General features: G+C 56.7%; 12 protein-coding genes and 3 pseudogenes. 7 read left to right on the top strand and 8 right to left on the bottom strand.

The window, feature by feature from the left end; translation table 11 throughout:
- Positions 1-3: 3 nt before the first annotated feature.
- The 3 genes from Pan189_RS13390 to Pan189_RS13400 are packed head-to-tail and all read right to left on the bottom strand — an operon-like array spanning position 4 to position 6,031.
- Positions 4-1,470, bottom strand: a complete 1,467-nt coding sequence (locus Pan189_RS13390) for a proton-conducting transporter transmembrane domain-containing protein (protein ID WP_310820457.1) — start codon at positions 1,468-1,470, stop codon at positions 4-6.
- Positions 1,470-2,858, bottom strand: a complete 1,389-nt coding sequence (locus tag Pan189_RS13395; protein WP_145364487.1) for a proton-conducting transporter transmembrane domain-containing protein — start codon at positions 2,856-2,858, stop codon at positions 1,470-1,472. The genes Pan189_RS13390 and Pan189_RS13395 overlap by 1 nt, the downstream gene beginning before the upstream one ends.
- Positions 2,855-6,031 (bottom strand): DUF2309 domain-containing protein, encoded by a 3,177-nt coding sequence (locus tag Pan189_RS13400; RefSeq protein WP_310820458.1) that lies wholly within the window; start codon positions 6,029-6,031, stop codon positions 2,855-2,857. The genes Pan189_RS13395 and Pan189_RS13400 overlap by 4 nt, the downstream gene beginning before the upstream one ends.
- 242 nt (positions 6,032-6,273) lie before the next feature.
- Here Pan189_RS13400 and Pan189_RS13405 point away from each other — a divergent pair, with 242 nt between their 5' ends.
- Both Pan189_RS13405 and Pan189_RS13410 read left to right on the top strand, forming a co-directional pair.
- Positions 6,274-6,936, top strand: coding sequence for a carbonic anhydrase (locus tag Pan189_RS13405; RefSeq protein WP_145364488.1), 663 nt, complete (start codon positions 6,274-6,276; stop codon positions 6,934-6,936).
- Between the two features lie 2 nt (positions 6,937-6,938).
- Positions 6,939-7,211: pseudogene (locus tag Pan189_RS13410) on the top strand (DUF167 domain-containing protein); the annotation flags it as partial.
- Positions 7,212-7,322: 111 nt separating this feature from the next.
- Here the strand turns inward: Pan189_RS13410 and Pan189_RS13415 are convergent.
- The 3 genes from Pan189_RS13415 to Pan189_RS21705 all read right to left on the bottom strand — a co-directional run bounded on the left by Pan189_RS13415 (position 7,323) and on the right by Pan189_RS21705 (position 9,677).
- Complete coding sequence (locus Pan189_RS13415; protein ID WP_145364490.1) at positions 7,323-7,706, bottom strand: VOC family protein; 384 nt, start codon at positions 7,704-7,706, stop codon at positions 7,323-7,325.
- Positions 7,707-7,878: 172 nt separating this feature from the next.
- Positions 7,879-9,276 (bottom strand): OprO/OprP family phosphate-selective porin, encoded by a 1,398-nt coding sequence (locus Pan189_RS13420; RefSeq protein ID WP_310820459.1) that lies wholly within the window; start codon positions 9,274-9,276, stop codon positions 7,879-7,881.
- Between the two features lie 236 nt (positions 9,277-9,512).
- Positions 9,513-9,677 carry a CorA family divalent cation transporter gene (locus tag Pan189_RS21705; RefSeq protein ID WP_145366192.1) on the bottom strand — a complete coding sequence of 55 codons (165 nt, stop codon included), beginning with the start codon at positions 9,675-9,677 and terminating at the stop codon, positions 9,513-9,515.
- Positions 9,678-9,863: 186 nt separating this feature from the next.
- Between Pan189_RS21705 and Pan189_RS13430 the strand changes: the two genes are divergently transcribed.
- Together Pan189_RS13430 and Pan189_RS13435 are read left to right on the top strand one after the other, a co-directional pair.
- Entirely contained in the window at positions 9,864-11,234 is a 1,371-nt protein-coding gene (locus tag Pan189_RS13430; protein ID WP_145364492.1) for a two-component system sensor histidine kinase NtrB, read from the top strand.
- 5 nt (positions 11,235-11,239) lie between these two features.
- Positions 11,240-12,598, top strand: a complete 1,359-nt coding sequence (locus Pan189_RS13435) for a sigma-54-dependent transcriptional regulator (RefSeq protein WP_145364493.1) — start codon at positions 11,240-11,242, stop codon at positions 12,596-12,598.
- A 228-nt stretch (positions 12,599-12,826) separates the two neighbouring features.
- On the opposite strand, the pseudogene Pan189_RS13440 reads toward Pan189_RS13435, so the two are convergent.
- Positions 12,827-13,963 (bottom strand): annotated as a pseudogene (locus Pan189_RS13440) (IS3 family transposase).
- A gap of 108 nt (positions 13,964-14,071) precedes the next feature.
- Between Pan189_RS13440 and Pan189_RS13445 the strand changes: the two are divergent.
- The 3 genes and pseudogenes from Pan189_RS13445 to Pan189_RS13460 form a co-directional block, all read left to right on the top strand.
- A pseudogene (locus Pan189_RS13445) lies at positions 14,072-14,387 on the top strand (transposase); the annotation flags it as partial.
- Positions 14,388-14,972: 585 nt separating this feature from the next.
- Positions 14,973-15,416, top strand: coding sequence for a hypothetical protein (locus Pan189_RS13455; RefSeq protein ID WP_145364495.1), 444 nt, complete (start codon positions 14,973-14,975; stop codon positions 15,414-15,416).
- A 17-nt stretch (positions 15,417-15,433) separates the two neighbouring features.
- Entirely contained in the window at positions 15,434-16,876 is a 1,443-nt protein-coding gene (locus Pan189_RS13460; protein ID WP_145364496.1) for a hypothetical protein, read from the top strand.
- A 583-nt stretch (positions 16,877-17,459) separates the two neighbouring features.
- Here the strand turns inward: Pan189_RS13460 and Pan189_RS13465 are convergent.
- A complete protein-coding gene (locus Pan189_RS13465; RefSeq protein WP_310820461.1) occupies positions 17,460-18,680 on the bottom strand; it encodes a toprim domain-containing protein in 1,221 nt (406 codons plus the stop codon).
- Positions 18,681-18,722 lie beyond the last annotated feature (42 nt).

The raw sequence follows: 18,722 nt of genomic DNA on the forward strand, positions 1-18,722 counted from the left end.
TTTCTATTCGCTATCTGTATTGTCGGTGAGTGTTTCAGAGTGAGCCGAGTGTGATCCATCGCTCCCGTCGGAGTCGTCTGCTTGTTCGACACTGCGATGGTCGAGCAAGGCTTGGGCGGCGTGGTAGCGTGATTGCACACCGGGTTGAGGAATCAGCCCGCCGCCAATGATCAGAACGACCATCACGAGAATCGTGATGCGTTCCGATGGGCGGCAGTCCATCTTGACGGTCGAAGTGTGCCGTATTCCGGTGAAGACGTGGAAGTAGGCTTTGACAATCGCCACTCCGTTCATCGCTGCTGCGACGACCACAGCCAATCCAACGAACGGGTAAACTTCGACCGCTCCTTCGACGAGAAGTTCTGTCCCAATGAATCCGACCGTACCGGGAAAGCCGATAGAAGCTAATCCGGTCAGCAGGAACATCGCCGCAAGAAACGGCGTGTGTTCGTAGAGCCCGTGAAAGTTGTCGAGCGTCAGGCGTCCCGTGCGAGCTTCGACGCAACGCAGGGCGAGTCCGAAGCCGAGCAGAGAGATTCCAACGCTCAGCCAAACGCAGAGTGCTCCAGCGAGTCCAATCGGTGTGGCCATTTCCAGACCGACGAGCACTAATGATGAATGGCTGAGAAATAGGTAGCAGAAGAATCGCCGCGAGTCCCGTTGCACCAATGCCATGCCAGCGGCGTAGATCGCAGTCACCAGCGACAGGATCGCGATGCTCTGCAATGCCCAAGATGGTGCGATCGGAAATACCAGTCGCATCACCGCGTAAGCTCCGGTCATCGGAGTCACAAAGAGTAATGCGGTCCCAAACGTCGCCTTCTCAAACAAGTCGGTCATCCAGCAATGCAGCGGACAGACTCCACTGCGAAGTAATGCTCCGGCAGTCAAAAGGCACCCGGCAAGGATCGGCGGATTAGCCGACGTAGCTGTCGCCCCGGCAAGGGCCTGTCCTGCGACCAACAGCGTCACAAACAATGCCATGTGGATCACAAAGACCCGCGTGCATTGGCCTCGCTTCCGTAGTTCCAGCCACGGCGGAATCGTGGCGATGGCAAGCAAGGTAATGATCAACCACGGACTACGGCACGCAAGCGTTGCCAGCAGGATCGATTCCGACACGAGCGTCCAATGAAACGAAAAGCGATTGCTCTTGGTTCGCAGCGTCGTCATCTCGGTGGTCAAGTACAGAAGTGCCCCAAGTGGTAACAGCGGGGCACTCAACTCATCGATGACGAACACATCACGATGAAAGATCGACTGAAACAAGTCCCAATGATCGTGAGCCTCAAACGTTCCGAGCATTGCAAAGTCGAGCCATTCGCCGATTGCACAGACGAGCGTAACAGCACACACGATGGTGCAAACTGTCCTCGCCCGGTCGCGGTTCTTCAGCAACGAAACCCAGATTCCTCCGACCAGCGGCAACAGCACAGAGAGTTCAAGCCAAGGGAGATGAAGTTCTGACATCAGGCCACGTCCTCCAGTGAATCGCTGTAGGGCGAAACTTGATCGGATTCACGAGACGGGCCGCCGGACAGCAGGTTCGTCCAGCGTCGCTCCATACCATCGCACCATCGAAACACCGCAGTGAATTGTCGCACAACGTAGTTATCAATCATTGCGTCGAGGTATCCGCGATGCAGTGCGAACCGATAAAGCCAGAGCTGAAAGCCAGTGGTGGTTTTCGCGGAATTGACTTCGTCACCAGTGAGATGCTCGCCCACCGCATCTTCGAGCATTTGATGATCCTTCAGTACGGAAGGGGCTCGCAGCAGTTGAAGCGTTCGCAGGCAGGCGTGACCAATCATGTGAATCAGAGCGATGTACCGCAGGCCGAGACCAATCTCGATGGTGATGATTCCGACTTGAGTCAACGAAGCGAAAGCCAATGCGTTTTTCACGTCGCTTTGCACCCGCGATGCGAGTGTTCCAAAGATGGCGGAAATCAATCCCAAAGTGATGACGAGGATTCGCAGCGGTAGTGAAATGTCCAGCAACGGGCTGACTCGCAACAACAGGTACGTTCCCAAGTGAACGGACAAAGCACCGTAGAAGACGGCACTCGAAGGAGTTGGCCCTTCCATTGCTCGCGGTAACCAGCCAGAGAACGGCACCATGCCAGACTTTCCAGCCGCCGCCAGCAGTAATAGCGACCCAACGGCCAGAGCCGACCACGAGCTAATTGCGGCAACACCTTCCGGCCACGGTCCGGAACCCATCAGCCCATCGAAGTCACCAGCTCCCGTCAGATGGTGCATCGTCAAAGCCGCCACGAGAAACGCGGCATCGGCTAAGCGATAGGTTGTCCACACACGATGTCCGTTGCGGACGGGCCCCGGTCGCTCGTGGAAATACGCGACAAGTAATGCTGAAGACAGCCCGACCAATTCCCAGCCGAAGAAAAGTGTTTCGATGGTGCCCGCCAGTGACGAAACGATCATTCCCAACAAGAACAAGGCATACTGCAGGAAGAATCTCGCGTAGCCCTTCTCGCGATGCAGATAGACCGAAGCGAAGGCTCCCACCGTGCCGCACAGCACAAAAGACAGCATCGCAAACGGAACGGACAGGCGATCGAACACAAACTTCAAGTGAAAATGAAAGTGTTCCTGCTCGATCGACACCCAATTACCGAGTTCGATCGGAACGTGACGGAGACCGGTCGCAAGCATCAGCACTAGAATCGCGACTGATGCCAAGAGGCCAATCACTACGCCTGCTCTTGTCAGCCCGGCTTGAACGCTTTCGCTCAATTTGAAGCCACAAAGCAGAGGCAACCCGAGAGCGGCCAGCAACACGGCGGGACTGGCAACGACAACAAGCCCGAGGAATTGCAGTACGGATTCAAGCGTCATGACGACACCTCCGTTTCTTCAATCGAAAAGAACGGTCGGTGATCACGTTCGCCTTCGTAGCACTCCAGCGAAGAAGAGACTTGCCTCAGCTCGCCGTCACTCTTATCGAACGGTTCAAACTTGCCGTTGCGAAACACTTGAACCTGTGATGTTTCTGCGTCGATGACAGCCAGATGTGACCAGCCGCCTTGGCATAGCCTCGCGATCCCTTCGTTACGCTCCATGATCGACAGCATCGCTTCTGGCGTCGTTTCAATCAGGAACAGAATCCGAATCGGTTCATGAATCTCGACCATCTGCTGATACAGCCCGGTCCGCAGGTCGCTGGATGTTCCTTCCATCACGCCAAGCAGCGACACGATGTTGTGCGGAAGCTTGGAGCCCGATCCGTAGTTCTTGTAGTCAACGCAGGAAAAGTAGTATTCGAGATTGATTCCGGCACACACGGGTATTGCGGCTGAAAGAATGCGAAGCAGGATCGAATGTTCTTCATCGTCCTGAGTCGGATCGTAGGACGTGAGGAACGCTCGACGATCGAGAAACAGCCCACGTGACCAGTCTCGGCGTCCAACGACGCACAACGCGTTGGTCGCGTGGTTGTATTCCGGTCGAGCCTGCGAAATATCCTGTGCTCTCCCTTCGACGTGACGGAGGGCGTCCTTGGGTGTGATGTTCAGCGGTGCGGAAACAAACCGTCGGCAACGTTCGTGTGCGTTCCTGCGACGGGCTTCTTCGATCGCATCGCGAGCGGACTCGAAGTCTTCGCGGTGTGACGACGGAAGCTGGTCCAGATCGTAGAACACGACCGAGTCATCACACGTGTTGTGATAGGCTCCTACGAAAGTTGTGTCATTTGGAATGGTGATGCCTTGTTGAGCGACAAGTGCTCGAACTCGCCAATCGTTTGCCATCTCGGCAAACGCACGAGCATTCGGTCCACCGCGTTTTCCCGCACAAGCACCGCAGCAATAAGCGGACTCATGAGGGTTGTTTAGGCTGGATGAACCATGACCGCAAACGATAAACAATCGTGAAAAGTCTTCCGACTTCGTTAGGCCAATATCTTGCAACAGGCGAATGACAACATCGGCCATTTCGTCGATGGAGTAACCAATGTGCCCATTCGTTGGTCCAGGTGGTTCGGCATGACGTTCCAATTGCAGTTGCGTGACTGGAGGAGGCTGCAGCAACGAACCAAAACGTCGCCGGATTCGAGCTGTTAGGTGAGGGAAGAGAACACGAGCAACGAGTGGGACAGTCGCCAGCGACCCCACGATGCCCGCAAAGATGCCACCAAGAAACGTACGGCTGCGAGTGTGAAACAAGTGGCCCGCAAGTCCCAGACGACGACGCAACTCTGCCCGCCCCTGATGGACGCCTTCAAACGTGTATCCAACATCTTCCTGCACGTAATGATCCGGTGTGATGACTCCCGGACAAAGCGGCTTATAGAATCCATCCGCTGCTCCGCGATAGTAGATCGCCACGGCAAAGAAACCGGCGGCTCCGAAGGTTTCACAGCGTGGTTGCACTTCCTCCAGATGTCGACGAAACGATTCTTCTCGATCGTCTATGCACGTCACGATTTGAAAGTCCGGACGGTCGCCCCACGGTAATTCAATCTCACGTCTTCGTGCTGCATGCTTTGAGAATGCGTTGATCGCGGCGTGGTGATACTTGCGTTCGTATGCTTCGTGAAAGATGCGATGGCGTTCGATGCCGTCGAAGACTTCGACTTCCTCAGAAAGCTGCTTCCACTCAGCTTCGCTAAGTTGCTGCAGCTCCAATGGCGTCCAGCCAAGCATCTGTGCGACCTGAAACAGCAGGAACGCTCCCCGTTCACGGTTCAACGGAGCGGGATCGCTCAACCGTTTCTGTGCTGATTCGACAATCGTTGCGAGGGATTCGTACTCACCAAACTCGCCCGCCCCAATTTTTCGGATGGCATGCTTCTCCAGAATCAACTGAACGGCAAGCATTCCAACCAGCGACCCCTTTGGAATCGAATGCACCACCCAGTCCACACCGGACTCCAGTTGCCAGATCATTCCGGCCCAGCCCCCAAGGGCGAGCAGCGACTGTGCGATGAATTCCTCTCGACCGGACTCAGCAATTCCGAGCTCGCGCAGAGAGACTTCGATGGACGCCTCTGCTGTCGCGTTGCTGTTTCGCAGAAACGACAGTTCGTCGGGCAATCGTTTGAGCCAACGATCAAGCCCGCGAGAGCTTTCCGAATACAGCGATCCGAAGGACTCAAAGAACCCCTGATCGCGATTCGGCAGCAACCAATCGGAGTAACCCTGATCGACGTAGGCTGCACAGAATCGGATCAGAACTTCGTGAACGTGTCGGTCGATGTCTTCGCCGGTTGCATGAAGCAGCAAGTCACGCGGACGATCGTAGGTTGGTGGCAAACTCGCTGGTGTGATTGAACTCACGCCATTCAGGCAGGTCCGCCACAGTAGATGTAGTGAGAATGCTTCCCACGCAGAGTCAGACCAGTTGTCGATGTTGGGGCCGAACTTTTTCAAGAGGCCATTTTGGTCGTCGGTTGCTTCCGGCCTGCCGGCCGAATCCTGAAGCCACTTCTTAGCGGCGGACACGATGCGAGACCGATTGATCTGTGTAGTGCGTTCGCGAAATCTCTGCAGGGCATCGGTTTCCGCGACGACCCAACGAAGCTCTGCGTCTGGCCCGATATGCAGTGGGTGCCGCAGCATCGCATAACGAATCTCGCATCGCGTTCCAAGTCCGTTGATCTGCTCGCCTGCTCGTTCCCCGAGATCGTCCTTGATGACTGCTTCCAAATCCGAGTCGGTGATCCGACCCTCGGCGTAGAGCTGGCGATACTCTTGCTCCGTGAAATAGGGTGCAGCACCGTATCGGGCGAGCCCTGATTTGACTGCCTCATGAAACGACTGTTCCTCGAATGCGTGTAGCGTGTTGTGATGAACGAAGACCTCAATCGGCCCTTGGGCAGGCAGCAGATGAGCCGCATGCTCGACCATGTGCCGCAGCGATTCTGCGGCGTGGTCGTTCAGCGAGGTCGGATCGTCTTCGAGTTCTGCGGTCGGCACGGCGTGCCCCAGTCGTTGGTTGAAGGTCAGCAAATTGGCGTTCCATGCCGGGCCTCGGGCGTGCCGCAGGACTGTTCGGATGGGCTTACCGTTCACAAACGCAAGCCGTGTGCCATTCGCGTTCGAGCGGCAACGTCCTCGATGGCGTCAGAGTGCGGTTTCAGACGAAATCCGCGAGCCATCCGTGATATTGCGGCGAATGGACAAGGTAAGAGCCGTGGGGCAGCAAAAATAAGCCCCAAGCGTTACAATCGAAGCCAAACGGACGTGCAAATGTTTGCAGGCCAAGTGCAATACGCTGCACTCGCTGGGTGCAGTGAAAATAGGAATCGAATCCAATGCAGAAACTCGTCGACGGAATCCACAAATTCCAATCGGAATCATTCAGTCAGGATCAGAAGCTGTTCGAGACGCTGGCCGATGGCCAGAATCTACTGGCTCTGTTCATCACTTGCTCGGATTCGCGTATCGACCCGAACCGGCTGACGCAAACGAAGCCCGGCGAATTATTCATTCAGCGAACCGCCGGAAACATCGTTCCTCCGTACGGCAGCGTCTTCGCGGGGGAGGCATGCACGATTGAGTACGCGGTGATGGCTCTTGGAATCAAAGACATCATCATCTGTGGCCACTCGCACTGTGGAGCGATGGGGGGGCTACTTGATCCGGATTCCATCGAACAAATGCCGGCGGTCAAGGAATATCTGAAGCACGCGGAAGCAACACGTCGGATCGTCAACGAAAATTACAAGCACCTGACCGACCCAGCCAAACGTCTGACGCTGACGGTTGAAGAAAATGTCTTGGTGCAACTCGAAAGCCTGAAGACTCACCCGTCAGTTGCCGCCGCAGTCGGACGGGGCGACCTGAAGCTTCACGGTTGGGTTTACAAGTTCGAGACCGGCGAAGTCTTCGGTTACACTCCGGAGAAGAATGCATTCCTGCCGGTCGAAGATGTCGAACCAGCCACGCCGGGTGACCGAACACTGCCTCCGATTTAGGCATGTCGCATTTTGACTGGAAAGACGGCGACCTTCATCTGCGACTGAAGGTCGTTCCACGATCATCGAAAGACTCCATCGCCGGATTGCTTGGCGATCGTTTGAAGGTGACAATCACGGCACCGCCGGTCGACGGCAAAGCGAACGCTCACCTGATTCGCTGGTTCGCCAAACTGTGCGGCGTTCCGAAGTCCAGCGTCGAGGTCATCGCGGGTGAGACGAGTCGCAATAAGACCATTGCCATAATCGGCCCGCAGAATCTTCCATCTGTATTGCATTTGGACGACTCTGCTCCAGCTCGAAAGCACCCCACTTCGCACGCGAGTCGCCGTTGGTCTCCCTCACTTGCGTACTCGGCAAGAGCCTCATGAATGCTATGGTTGCCATCACTTGTCAGCTTGTCCGATGCAGTAGCACAGTCCATCAGGCGCAACAACGAAGAACAATCGATAGTCCGTTCCACCGTGCGTCTGGTGTTGAATATCCGGCTTGAGTTCCAAGCCGTACCGTTGTAGTTCCGCAAGAGCAGCTTCCACATCGTCAACTTCAAAGAAGCAGCCTTCCTGCGAAGGATCGCCACCGTTTTCCGCGAGGCCAATCTGAATCGTGTCGCGTCCGAGTGTCACGCGACGGCAATCATCCTCCGATCGAGACACCACTCGGAATCCCATCTTCGATTCATAAAACGGTATGGCCTGCTCGACATCACGAACAGGAAGGTTCATCGCATCGTCGGCGTAGGGGGCAGTCCGGAAGAATTTGGCAGACATGGGGCTCACTCGGTGATTCGGGGATGGGTGCTTTGCTTCGCTGATAGTCAGTGAGTCGATGTCTTTGACCGAATTCCCGCCACGACTTGACAGCACTCGGATTTCTTCTGCTGATGACATTGTTCTAATGCCGACTTCAGCACTGCGGGCTCAGGTCGGCTGCTCTTTTCAATCAGAAGTCCACTTGAGCCCGCATGGCAAAGATGTCGGCGTCGCTGTCGCCGTTGACGGGGTTGTCTAGGAAGGCGTGGATGTAATTGAACTGGAACTTGGTGAACTTGTTGAGATACCAGTTCAGACCAAGCGTCGACGTGTTGAGCCGTCCGCCGCGAATATCTGCGTTGTTCAAATCGAGCATAGACCAGCGAGCGGCGATCTCCCATGCACCGCAGCCGCATTCGCCGAAGTCGTTGGTTGGCACCACCCGTCCCAGCACTCCTGCCTTACGGTTATAGGGACGATGCTCGCCCGTCAGGATGTAACCGGCCTGAACCGACACCCCTGAAAAGCTAACAGTTGGCCCTGCGTTGCGATTGACGATCGCGTGGATGAATTCCGACTGTGCATGAAACGAGCCGCTGGTCGTAGCCAACTCCGCCCCGAACAGATGCGACTTTTTCGTCGCGATGACACCCGTATCAACAAACGGCGGAACGGCTGATGGGACTCCGGCGGGGACGAATGCAGCTCCACCGGTTTCTGCGATGAAGAACTCCGGCTGACTGCGATACCGCACTGCATCGTTTGCCGGGTCGATCAGGCTGTACGCTCCGCCGATGTGGACGACTCTACCATTGGCATCCTCGAAAACTACCTGAGTCAACCGCGTGGCCAATCCGTACCCTCCGTCGTCACCGATTTGACCACCGAACACATCGGTTGGGAAACGAAAGCCTGACAAGGCCCACGTTCGACCAGCGTCTTCGTCTGCACCAGACGTCATCGCTCCAATCTGTCGAAACGGTAGGAAAGCGAACGGCAATCCGCGTTCAATGAAAGTCAACTCCTTCACACTTGTTAGTCCACCAAGACCAATCGGATGTCGAAACTGACCAACCTTCACGTCGCCAAGACGCGTATCACGAACTTCCAGCCAGACGTCCATGAAGCTGGGGCGACCGGGAAAACCAAAGTCGAACTCAACCATGTAGCCCACGTTTTCGGCCACATCGCCGGTTGCCGCAAGCCTTGCTCGACGAAAGTCCGCACCGTCCTGAATGTCGCCCACAGCGATTCGATTGGCCGCGTTCTGATGAATCCAACCGGCGTCGGCCTGAAAGAATCCGGTCATCTTGACCGCTGGGTACTTCGACGCATCCACGATGGGATTGTCCAACGTGCTGGAGTCATAATCGCTCGTCCATAGCGACGCATGCCTAGACGGAAGATCCGTCGGTGTCGCTGATGTCATAGATGCTGGCGTCGCTTGTCGCAGTGTAGCGACTTCCTCTTCGAGTGCCTGAATCCGAGCTTCGCAAGGTGTAATTCCGGCGGTCACCTGAGCCTGCACCGTTGCGGATGCCCCAGCGTAAAGGGTGATAAAAAGCATTAAAGTGATCTGTCGAAACATCGGGTCATCCATGAATAGCCGGTGAATCTAGCAAAATCGGTAAGACCGGTTGTACCCATAAGATCGGCACGACCAGCATAACGAGTTCACCCATTCACTCTGTTCTGGCCCACAACCTTCCTCGAACCATGTCGAAGCATCCAGGATTCAGTACCCGGCGTGCAGGTATTTGCGGTTCGCCTGCAAGATGTCGCACAGATTCTGTCTTCAATTAGGTCAACCAGCCATGTCTCCAATCAAAGGAGATCAGCACGCAGGCTATCGAAGTCACGAGATAGAGGGCGAACGGTTATCCCCATCGCCCAGTTCAGTTCGAGTATGTTCCACTTCGATGCCTGCGTGTTGAAATTCATTCCGTACAGTCCAGCGATGAAGCTCAACGGGATGAAAAGCGTGGCGATGGCTGCACCCGGATCGGTCCTCCGCTATGCTCGTCTTCTGGTTTGTTGAGGAAGTTGTATTGCGTGTCGCATAGGACAATTATCTCTTTTCGTGTTTGGACAGTAATTTGCGAAAGTTCGTATTATTGCCAACGGTATTCCAATTTCTGCGACATCACGCCACGTCTTGCCAGAGACATTCCATTTATGTTTCGAGTTCATACCGAAGAGACGGGAAAATTTTATTGGCTTGCGGTTATTGGCCTGTTGCTAATGAGTGCCGCTGCGCTGGGGGTAACGATTTGGGTGATGGTCGACTTTCTCCGTGAACAGGAAATCGTCGATGAGCTGATTCGCAAACTGCCGGACGATGCCACGAAGTCGGCGGAAGTACTGGCTGGCGAACTTCGCTGGCAGTTTCGGCTCAGCATGCTGGTCGTACTGAATCTGGTCGTCACGGGATTTGCCGTCGTTCTGTTGTGGCGTGCGTACCGCTCGTCACAGGAATCGCTACGTGACATCAAAGCGCTTGCAGGTGACATCCTCAGCAGCATGGATCAGGCAGTCATCACAACCGACGCCGATGGCAACGTCACCAGCATCAACCGTCGCGGGTTGGAGTTGGTCGGTCCACAAGAGGAGTGCGTTGGGCACCCGTTATCGATGTTGTCGGACAAGCTTCCACTTGACGATTTTCGCACCCAGTGGCAAGTTGAAAAAAACGTCGCGATGACGCGAGACTTCACTATTGACGGGAACGGCTCTGAACGGACGCTTCGTGCATTCTGCCAAACGCTCAGCGACCATGAAGACAACGAGATCGGCAATGTTTTGCAGCTTCGTGACATCACGGAGCGCCTGCTGATCGAAGATCGAATGCGGAGAATGGAAAGATACATGGGGCTGGGAACGCTGGCGGTGGGCCTTCACCATGAGATCAAGAACCCGCTCGCAGCGCTTTCACTGCACGTCCAGTTACTCGAAGAAGAAATCGACGGCGGCAACACGTCAAATGAAACGTGGCATATGCTTGGCGTCATTAAGACTGAGGTTTCTCGCATTGGCGGCGTTCTGGAAGGCTTCCGCGACTTCGCATCGATCGACCGGTTAAACCTCGGACCGGTCGATTTGCAGGAACTCATCAAGCGGCAGGTCGAGTTGGTTCGCCCGACTGCGCTACAGCATCAGGTCACGCTCGACACGCAGATTCCAGTAGACGATTTGCCTACCATCTTCGCCGACCAAGTCCGATTGGAACAGGTTTTGCTCAACTTGCTGCTCAATGCGCTGGATGCGATGCCCGATGGTGGGTCTGTCATGATCAAGCCATTCCATTCAGGCGAAATCGCGGGAATCGAAGTGACTGATTCTGGTTCTGGAATTCCCACTTCACTGCACGACAAGGTTTTCGACGCATACTTTACGACCAAGGGTTCCGGTACCGGTCTGGGACTTGCAATGTGCGACAAGATCATGCGGCAACACGATGGCAGTCTTGCGTTTCGATCCTCCAGCAAGGGAACGACTTTTGAAATGACTCTGCCAATCCGTCCAACGAACACCGATCAATCTGAGTAGCGTGCATGGATGAAGAATTTCACATTCTGATCGTTGATGACGAACCCAATATTCGTTCGGGGCTGGCTAAAGGCTTGGCAAAAGAAGCGAGCCGAATTGAAACCGCTGGAACTGTCAACGAAGCGTTAGACAAGTTCGATGCCGGTCGTTTTCAACTTGTCATCGCCGATGTGAGGCTCCCCGGAGACCGAGATGGGTTAGAGCTGGTGTTACTCGTCCAGCAACGCAAACCCGGCACAACAGCCATTGTCATTACGGCTCACGGGACAGTTGAAACAGCCGTCGATGCAATGCGACGCGGTGCGTTCGACTTCATTACCAAGCCCGTCGACCTGAATCTGATCCGTCAGCAAGTCGCTAAAGCACGGGAACACTATCAACTGCAAACAGAGAATCGGCAACTCAAGGAAAAACTTGCCGAAGTCGGCGAAGTCTCCGGAATTGTTGGCAACTGCCGAGCCCTCAAGGAAGTGCTGACTCAGGTTCGGCAGGTTGCAGACACGGACGCGACCGTCCTGATTCAGGGCGAGAGCGGAACTGGAAAGGAACTCATCGCCCGAGCGATTCACGACCTGAGTACGCGTTCGACAGGCACGTTTGTCGCAGTGAATCTCGGGGCACTCCCTGAATCACTTCTTGAAAGCGAACTGTTCGGTCACGAGAAGGGTTCGTTCACTGGTGCATCACGACGAAAGCCGGGTTGTTTTGCACTCGCGAAATCCGGCACACTGTTCCTCGACGAGATCACTGAGATTCCCGCCAAGAGTCAGGTCGATCTATTACGAGTCTTGGAGACCGGCCAGTTCGCCCTTGTCGGTGGCGAGGAAACTCTTGAATCCGATGCTCGTATCGTGTCCGCAACCAATCGTGACGTCCAGCAACTCGTTGAGGACGGCGCTTTCCGCGAAGACCTTTTCTATCGGCTAAACATCGTCCCAATCGAAGTACCGCCACTGCGACAACGTCGCGACGATATCCCACTTCTCGCCAGTCACTTCCTGAGCCACTTTTGTTCCCGCCATCGCCGCGAGGAAAAGAAGATTGATTCCGATGCCATGAACGTCCTTATTGCAGCAAGCTGGCCCGGCAACATCCGTCAGCTCCGCAACGTCATCGAACGACTGGTCGTCACCGTGGCGGGCGACGCAATCACACCCACTGATCTTCCCAGCGACCTCAAGTCAGCCACCGCATCCGAGTCGACCGAATTCCTCTCTCTCGCTGAAGTCACAGAAGCCGCCGAGAAAACCGCCATCCAATCCGCACTCGCCGCCAACGACTGCCACCGAGAACAGACCGCAAAAGCCCTCGGCGTCAGTGTAAGAACTCTTCACTACAAGATGAATCGGTACGGACTGCACTAACTGGCTTCTTTGATCGTTCTGATCGCATCGCAGGCACGCGAAAACGTCGAAGCCCGCGTTGGTCACGAAAGATCGTCTGTGAGAAGGGATCATTCTGCTGCAAGTCCGGAAGACTGCAGCGGCCCTGCTCCCCAATTTCCGGTCCAGTTGGTATGAGAGTCTAACCGGTGTTGACCTTGCCCCCAACTTTGATCCAGTTGGGGTGTTAGTAAACAGGGTGCTCAGGCATCATCCGGAGGCGTAGCCGGAGGATGATACCTGAGCGGCGAATTCGGCCGGGGGGACCTGCCCCAGACTGCTGTGGGGTCGGATGTGGTTGTAGTCGTGACGCCACTGGTCGACCTTCTCTTGAGCATCCTGCAACGACAGTAACCAGTGCTCGTTGAGACATTCCGCCCGCAACCTGCCGTTGAACGATTCCGCGAATGGATTGTCCGTCGGTTTCCCCGGACGACTGAAGTCCAGTTTCACCTTGTTCCAATAGGCCCAGCAGTCGAGTGACTTCGATATAAACTCCGGCCGGGCAACGCCCGGTTTCAAACCGCCAGCGGCGGCATTATCGACCTAGATCTGCTTCGGCATCCCATGCTCTTTAGTGGCCCTCTCCAGAATTGCCACAACATGGTCGCCGGTGACTTGGTGCCCAACCTCGATCGCCGGGCTCATCCGGCTAAAGTTATCGACTAACGTCAATAGCCGAAATCGCTGCCCCGAAAAGAGCTGGTCGGCGATGAAGTCCATGCTCCATGTGTCATTGCGGGCCACGGCAACTTCCCTGGTAACGCGAATCAGACAGCTGCGATTCCGCCGCGGCCGTTTCCTTCGCATTTGCAGACTTTCATCGACGTACAGCCGATAGACCAGCTTGTGATTCACGTTCCAGCCCTCTCGGCGAAGCAAGATATAAGCCGTCGATAACCGTAATGCGGCCGACTGCTTGCCAGATCATTGATCCGAACCCTCAACTCAGCCCGCTCATCGCGCACACTCCGGTAGCGATGGCTCGTTCGCGGAAACCCCAATGCCCCGCAGGCGGCCGTTCGCTGACCGCATAGCAGACCTGCATCTCGTTGACGAGAATGCGGCGACGGACAGGCTTTACAGCTTTTTTGACAGCACATCCTGAAGCATCTTCTTATCAAGACTGAGGTCGGCAACGAGCTGCTTCAACTTACCGTTCTCCTCTTCAAGCTGCTTGAGCTTGCGGACCTCAGCGACACCCATCCCGGCGAATTTCTTCTTCCAGCGATAAAAGGTCTGCTCGCTCACGCCGAGCTTCCGGACGATCTCGGCCACCGTCGTCCCCGACTCGTGCTGCCGCAGCGCGAAGGCAATCTGCTCCTCGGTAAATCGCTTCTGCTTCATCCTTCCCGTCTCCTTTTCCAAAAGTGCAAAGTAACGAAAAAACTCGCACTCCGCATGGATCAAAAATCGGGGGGAAGGTCAGTCCATCCTGGGCCAAGGAGACTCATCATGACGAAGAAGCGAAAACGACACACGCCGGAGCAGATCGTCGCCAAGCTGCGTGATGCGGATGCGATGCTGAATGCCGGCCAAGACCTGGCGGCGGTGCTTCAGACGCTGGAGGTCAGCGAGAAGAGCTACTACCGCTGGCGCAATCAGTACGGCGGGAAGCAACAGAGCACGGCTGACTTAATGTCAGCCGAGCGCAGGGCGGTAGTACGTAATTCAAGCCAAGCGGCTGAAGTCCCTCGAAGGCGAGAACAAGCGACCCAAGGAGATTGTCGCCGAGCAACAGTTGGACATTAAGATGCTCAAGCACGTCGCATCAAAAAACTACCCACTGTTAATTCCGGACGTTTGTCCGAGGGCCCTCTCGGAAGCGCGTTGCCGCCGAAGATTTAAAGAAGTCGTTTAACGTCTCCGAACCTAGGGCCTGTCGAGTCATCGGCCAGCCCCGTTCGGTCCAGCGAAGCGTTCCGAAGCCGCGTTCTGATGAAGCCCGATTAGCGAAGGCGATGCGAGCGATCGTGCGGCCATCGAAACGCATCTGGCCGCTACCGTCTCAACAGACTTGGCAATACCATTTTGTTTAGCTTCTGACACTTCTCTCATTCGGCGGCTTCATCGTTGTCGGTTTGCTCGACTGGAACGGCCTTGGCTGGCCTGTCGTAATTCGCTGGCCAGTCGGACTGGTATTGATCATCGGTGGCAACGTTCTCGCGTGGGTCGGAGTCCGGCAACTGGGTAGCGAAGCGGAGTTTTCGTCTGAACGCGAAGTCGGAAATCTTGATACGCGGGCGACTCTGCGCTAGGATCGCGCTACCTTTCCTTTCTTATTCCGATTTCGCCTTTCCTCACCGTCCGTCAGGCCACTGAACTCACCGGTCGTTCCGAAACGACGATCAAGCGTGTGCTGCGTGAGATTGCCGACGACCCCGGTCACCCCGACCGCTCCTCCGTCCTGCCCGAGCCCGACGAACTGGAGCGGAAGCAGACTTCGGGCGAGCAGTATGCATGGAAGGTGCATCGAGACTTGCTTTTGAAGCGGTTTCCAGTGGAGGACACGACGCGGAGGCGTCGGCCGGGAGACTCCTCAAAGAAGGGAAGTCGGGATGAGGCGGACGTGTTGCGGTCGCAGCTGCAGGGGAAGGACCAGTACGTTTCGTTTCTGGAAGAGCAGGTGCGGACCAAGGACGGGCAGCTGGCTGAGATGAACGAGCGGCTGCGGGAAAGCCATGTTCTGATTAAGGACCTGCAGCAGAAATCTGCGGGGGCGTTGCCGTCGCCCAGTGAAAACAACTCGCGGCACAAGCCGTTCTGGCGGCGGCCGATCCGGCTGTTCGGCCGCGGTTAATCTCTTTCAATCTCTGATTGCCTGCAAACTCCACCCGTGATCGGCCCGACGAGAAGAAGCGTGCGTTGCACGCCGGCTCCGGCCTGGCGCCGCTGACGTTCGTCGAGCACGCACTCTGTCCGCTCGACATGACTGCGGGCATGGCCGAGGGATTGAGCCATGAGGTCAGTTTCGAGTACACCGATCGCAACCGAAACCGAAAAACCGCGTATGCGACCGTCGCCGCCCCGTTCGGCCTCTCGCCGCATGACGAACTCTATCTCTACGGCCTGCTCGCCCTCACGCTGGCCCAGCCGGAGCCGACCGAGGAGTTTTCAGCCACGCCGCACTGGTGCTTGCGGCAACTTGGAATCGTCGACACCGGGCGTCAGCAGCAGGGCACGAGGTACCGGCAGTTCCGCGACGCGATCCGGCGGCTGTCGGGTGTGATCTATCAGAGCAACGGATTCTATGACCCACACCGCGGCGAGCATCGCGACGTGGCGTTCGGACTCCTCGGCTACAGCCTGCCGGCCGATCCGGCCTCCTCGCGGGCCTGGCAGTTCGTCTGGAACAGGCAGTTCTTCCAAATCGCCGAGTCGATCCGGGGAAGTTTCATCTTCGACCTGCTGACTTATCGCCGCTTGAGTCCGGCCGCACGGCGGCTGTTCCTGCTGCTGCAGAAGATTTTTCATCGAATGGACGAATCACCGGCGTTCGACCTGAAGCACCTCGCGGTGAACACGCTCGGCTTCTCCGACTCGCTGGCGACGAAATCGCTTCGGCAGAAGCTACTGCGAGTGGCGACTGAACTCCTCAAGGAAGAAATCATTGCTCTGCCTGAAGGAGCGGAGTCCGTGGTCGAATTGATTACGAAGCGGAGCAAGGGCGTCTACGCTGTTCGCTTCAGGCGAGGTGCGTATTTCGATCGAGAACCTCGCTCAGCGGCTTGCGTGGAGTCGCCGCTACGAGACCCGCTCGGCCAGATCGGCCTCGAGGCACAAACGATCGACCGGGTGCTCCGGCAATTTAAGCCGCAATTGCTCCAGCAATGGTCCGACATCACTCTCGCCGCGGTCGAGCAGAAGAGAATTCGAACCTCGCCGCAGGCCTTCTTTATGCACCACGTCCGGGAAGCCGCCGAGAAACGCACCACGCCGCCCGACTGGTGGCGGGAACTCCGTAAGAAAGAATTCGAACAGAACCCTGACGAGAGGCGCACGGATCGTCCCACGGTTCAGGACGACGGCTTCGAGCAGTACATCCGCAAGGAAGGCCGGGAGGCCTTCCAGAACGTGATGACGCGGATTTTTGAGGGACTGTGCGAATCGGGGCAGTCCGAACCCGAGGCCCGCCGTAACGCCGCATACACCGCCCGGATGAACCTCCGCCGGCAGTATCGCAAAGACCATCCGGAGCGGGCCGGGGACGGCCCAGTCTCACTCGGCCGGATGATGGAGCAGCGATGGGGAAATCAGTAGTACTAAGGCCCGCAGTTCGCGTTACCGTTCTCGGGCCGAATGCCCGCAGTCAGCGTTACCATTTTGACGAAGAGGCCCGCAACTTGCGTTACCTTTTTCGATGATTAAATAGTCGCCGATTCGGCCATCGTCCAAAGCCTACGGCTGGTATCGTGAATTGACCGAATCGCTTCGCCAACGCCAAAGACTATTGATACAAAGTAAATGATAACAAAGAGCGACCGGAGGTCGCCGTTTGATTGAGAATTTCGGCTGCGATATTTAATCGAGAATTCAGTTTCCCGGAAGCTGATCGAAAGCCTGTTCCCATAGAGGGTCAGCCTCGGGAACATTCATCGGGTCAGGGGAACTGAACCCGATCGCCGCTCCGACTGGCGACGGAAGGACTCCACGAGGAGGGCTCCGCGTCGACGGGCTATCGCCCGCGACCCGCGGAGCTACCGACGACGCCGGGGACGGCTGCTCAATCTCCGCGGGTCGCGGCCTCCGGCTCGTCCCTCGCCTGTGCCCCCGACGCGTCGCCGCACTTCGCTCCCGTTTCCGGAGGAAGCTCCGCCAATCGGACACAGTCCGATCGCTCCTCTCACGGCGTCCGGTTTGCAGTGAATCGGATCGCCTGGCGCTGCTCGATCGCGGTCCACTCGTCGCTGCTGAAGTTCTCCGGCTGTCGCCCGTCAAACTTTCCGCCATACATCGTACGGCTACACCCCAGCCGCACCTCGACCTGATTCTCGGCCAACTTCCACAGTAGGTCCCGAAAACTGTCCTCACCTTCCTCGTCACAGTCTGGAAGTAGCAGCACCCGATTGTCGGCCAGACTTCGGGCATAACGCACGATTTTCGCAATCTGTTCCTCGGTCGCTCGATTGCTGCCGAGGCCGATGGCGGCCACTTCGAGGTCGTGCATCCGCAGGACTTCGTTCATGCCCTCGACCACGACCAGCCCGCGGTTCGCAAGAGATTCCTTCACGTAGCTGTCGCCGAGGCGCGTCGCGTGACCGCCGTAGAGTTCGAGGCCGCGGCGGTAGCCGCTGACGTAGCGGTGTTTGAAGGGTTTTCGAGCGTCATCGGGTTTGCCGCGGCGGAGCCACTGTTGCCATTTCTCCTCAAAGAACAGATCGCGGCCGGAGTAGCTGACGACCTCGCCCCGTTCGTTGCGGTGCGTGTAGACGAAGTAGTTCCTGCGGAATAGCGATCGACCGTTACCGGGAATCCAGCCGACACCCCACTTCCGCATCAGTTCCGGCGTCATCCAGGGCCGCTGGCGGACGTAGGCGGCCGCCTCGGGACTCATTTCGGCCACATCGGTGACGAGTTCGTCACACAGGTCGGCCAGCTCGCGGGCGGCCCCTTTATCATGGCGGACTAGGGGAACGTTGAAGGCCGGTTCAACTGAGGAAGTCTGCTTGCCAAGCTTGGCGGATGTCGAAGGCTTCTCGTCCGATTCCCCATTCAGAAGTCCTCGGATCTCCCGGAGGGTGCTCACGGCCGCTTTGAATTCGTCGCCGCGGAGTTTCCCGCCGGCTGGCGGCTCGTGCTTCTCCAAGCCGTGAATGAGCGTCAGCAAGTTCCCACGGACGCCGCAGGAGTGGCAGTAGATGCGGTGAGCCACATCGTCGAGCTTAATCGTTAACTGGCCGTACTGGCTCTTCTGGCAGGACTCGCTGAACACGCAGGGGATGCGGTGCTCGCCGCTCGATTTCTCCGGCGGCTGGAGGCCGTAGTGAGACAGGACGCTGGCCACGCTCGTCTCTTCGACGAGCCGGTCGACGTCACGGATGTAGGCGGACTTTCGGGGAGGCATGCAAGCGGACTTTAATGGTGCCTATGCTACGCTGCTCAGACT

It is taken from the genome of Stratiformator vulcanicus (assembly GCF_007744515.1).
In the GTDB taxonomy this organism is placed as follows: Bacteria; Planctomycetota; Planctomycetia; order Planctomycetales; family Planctomycetaceae; genus Stratiformator; species Stratiformator vulcanicus.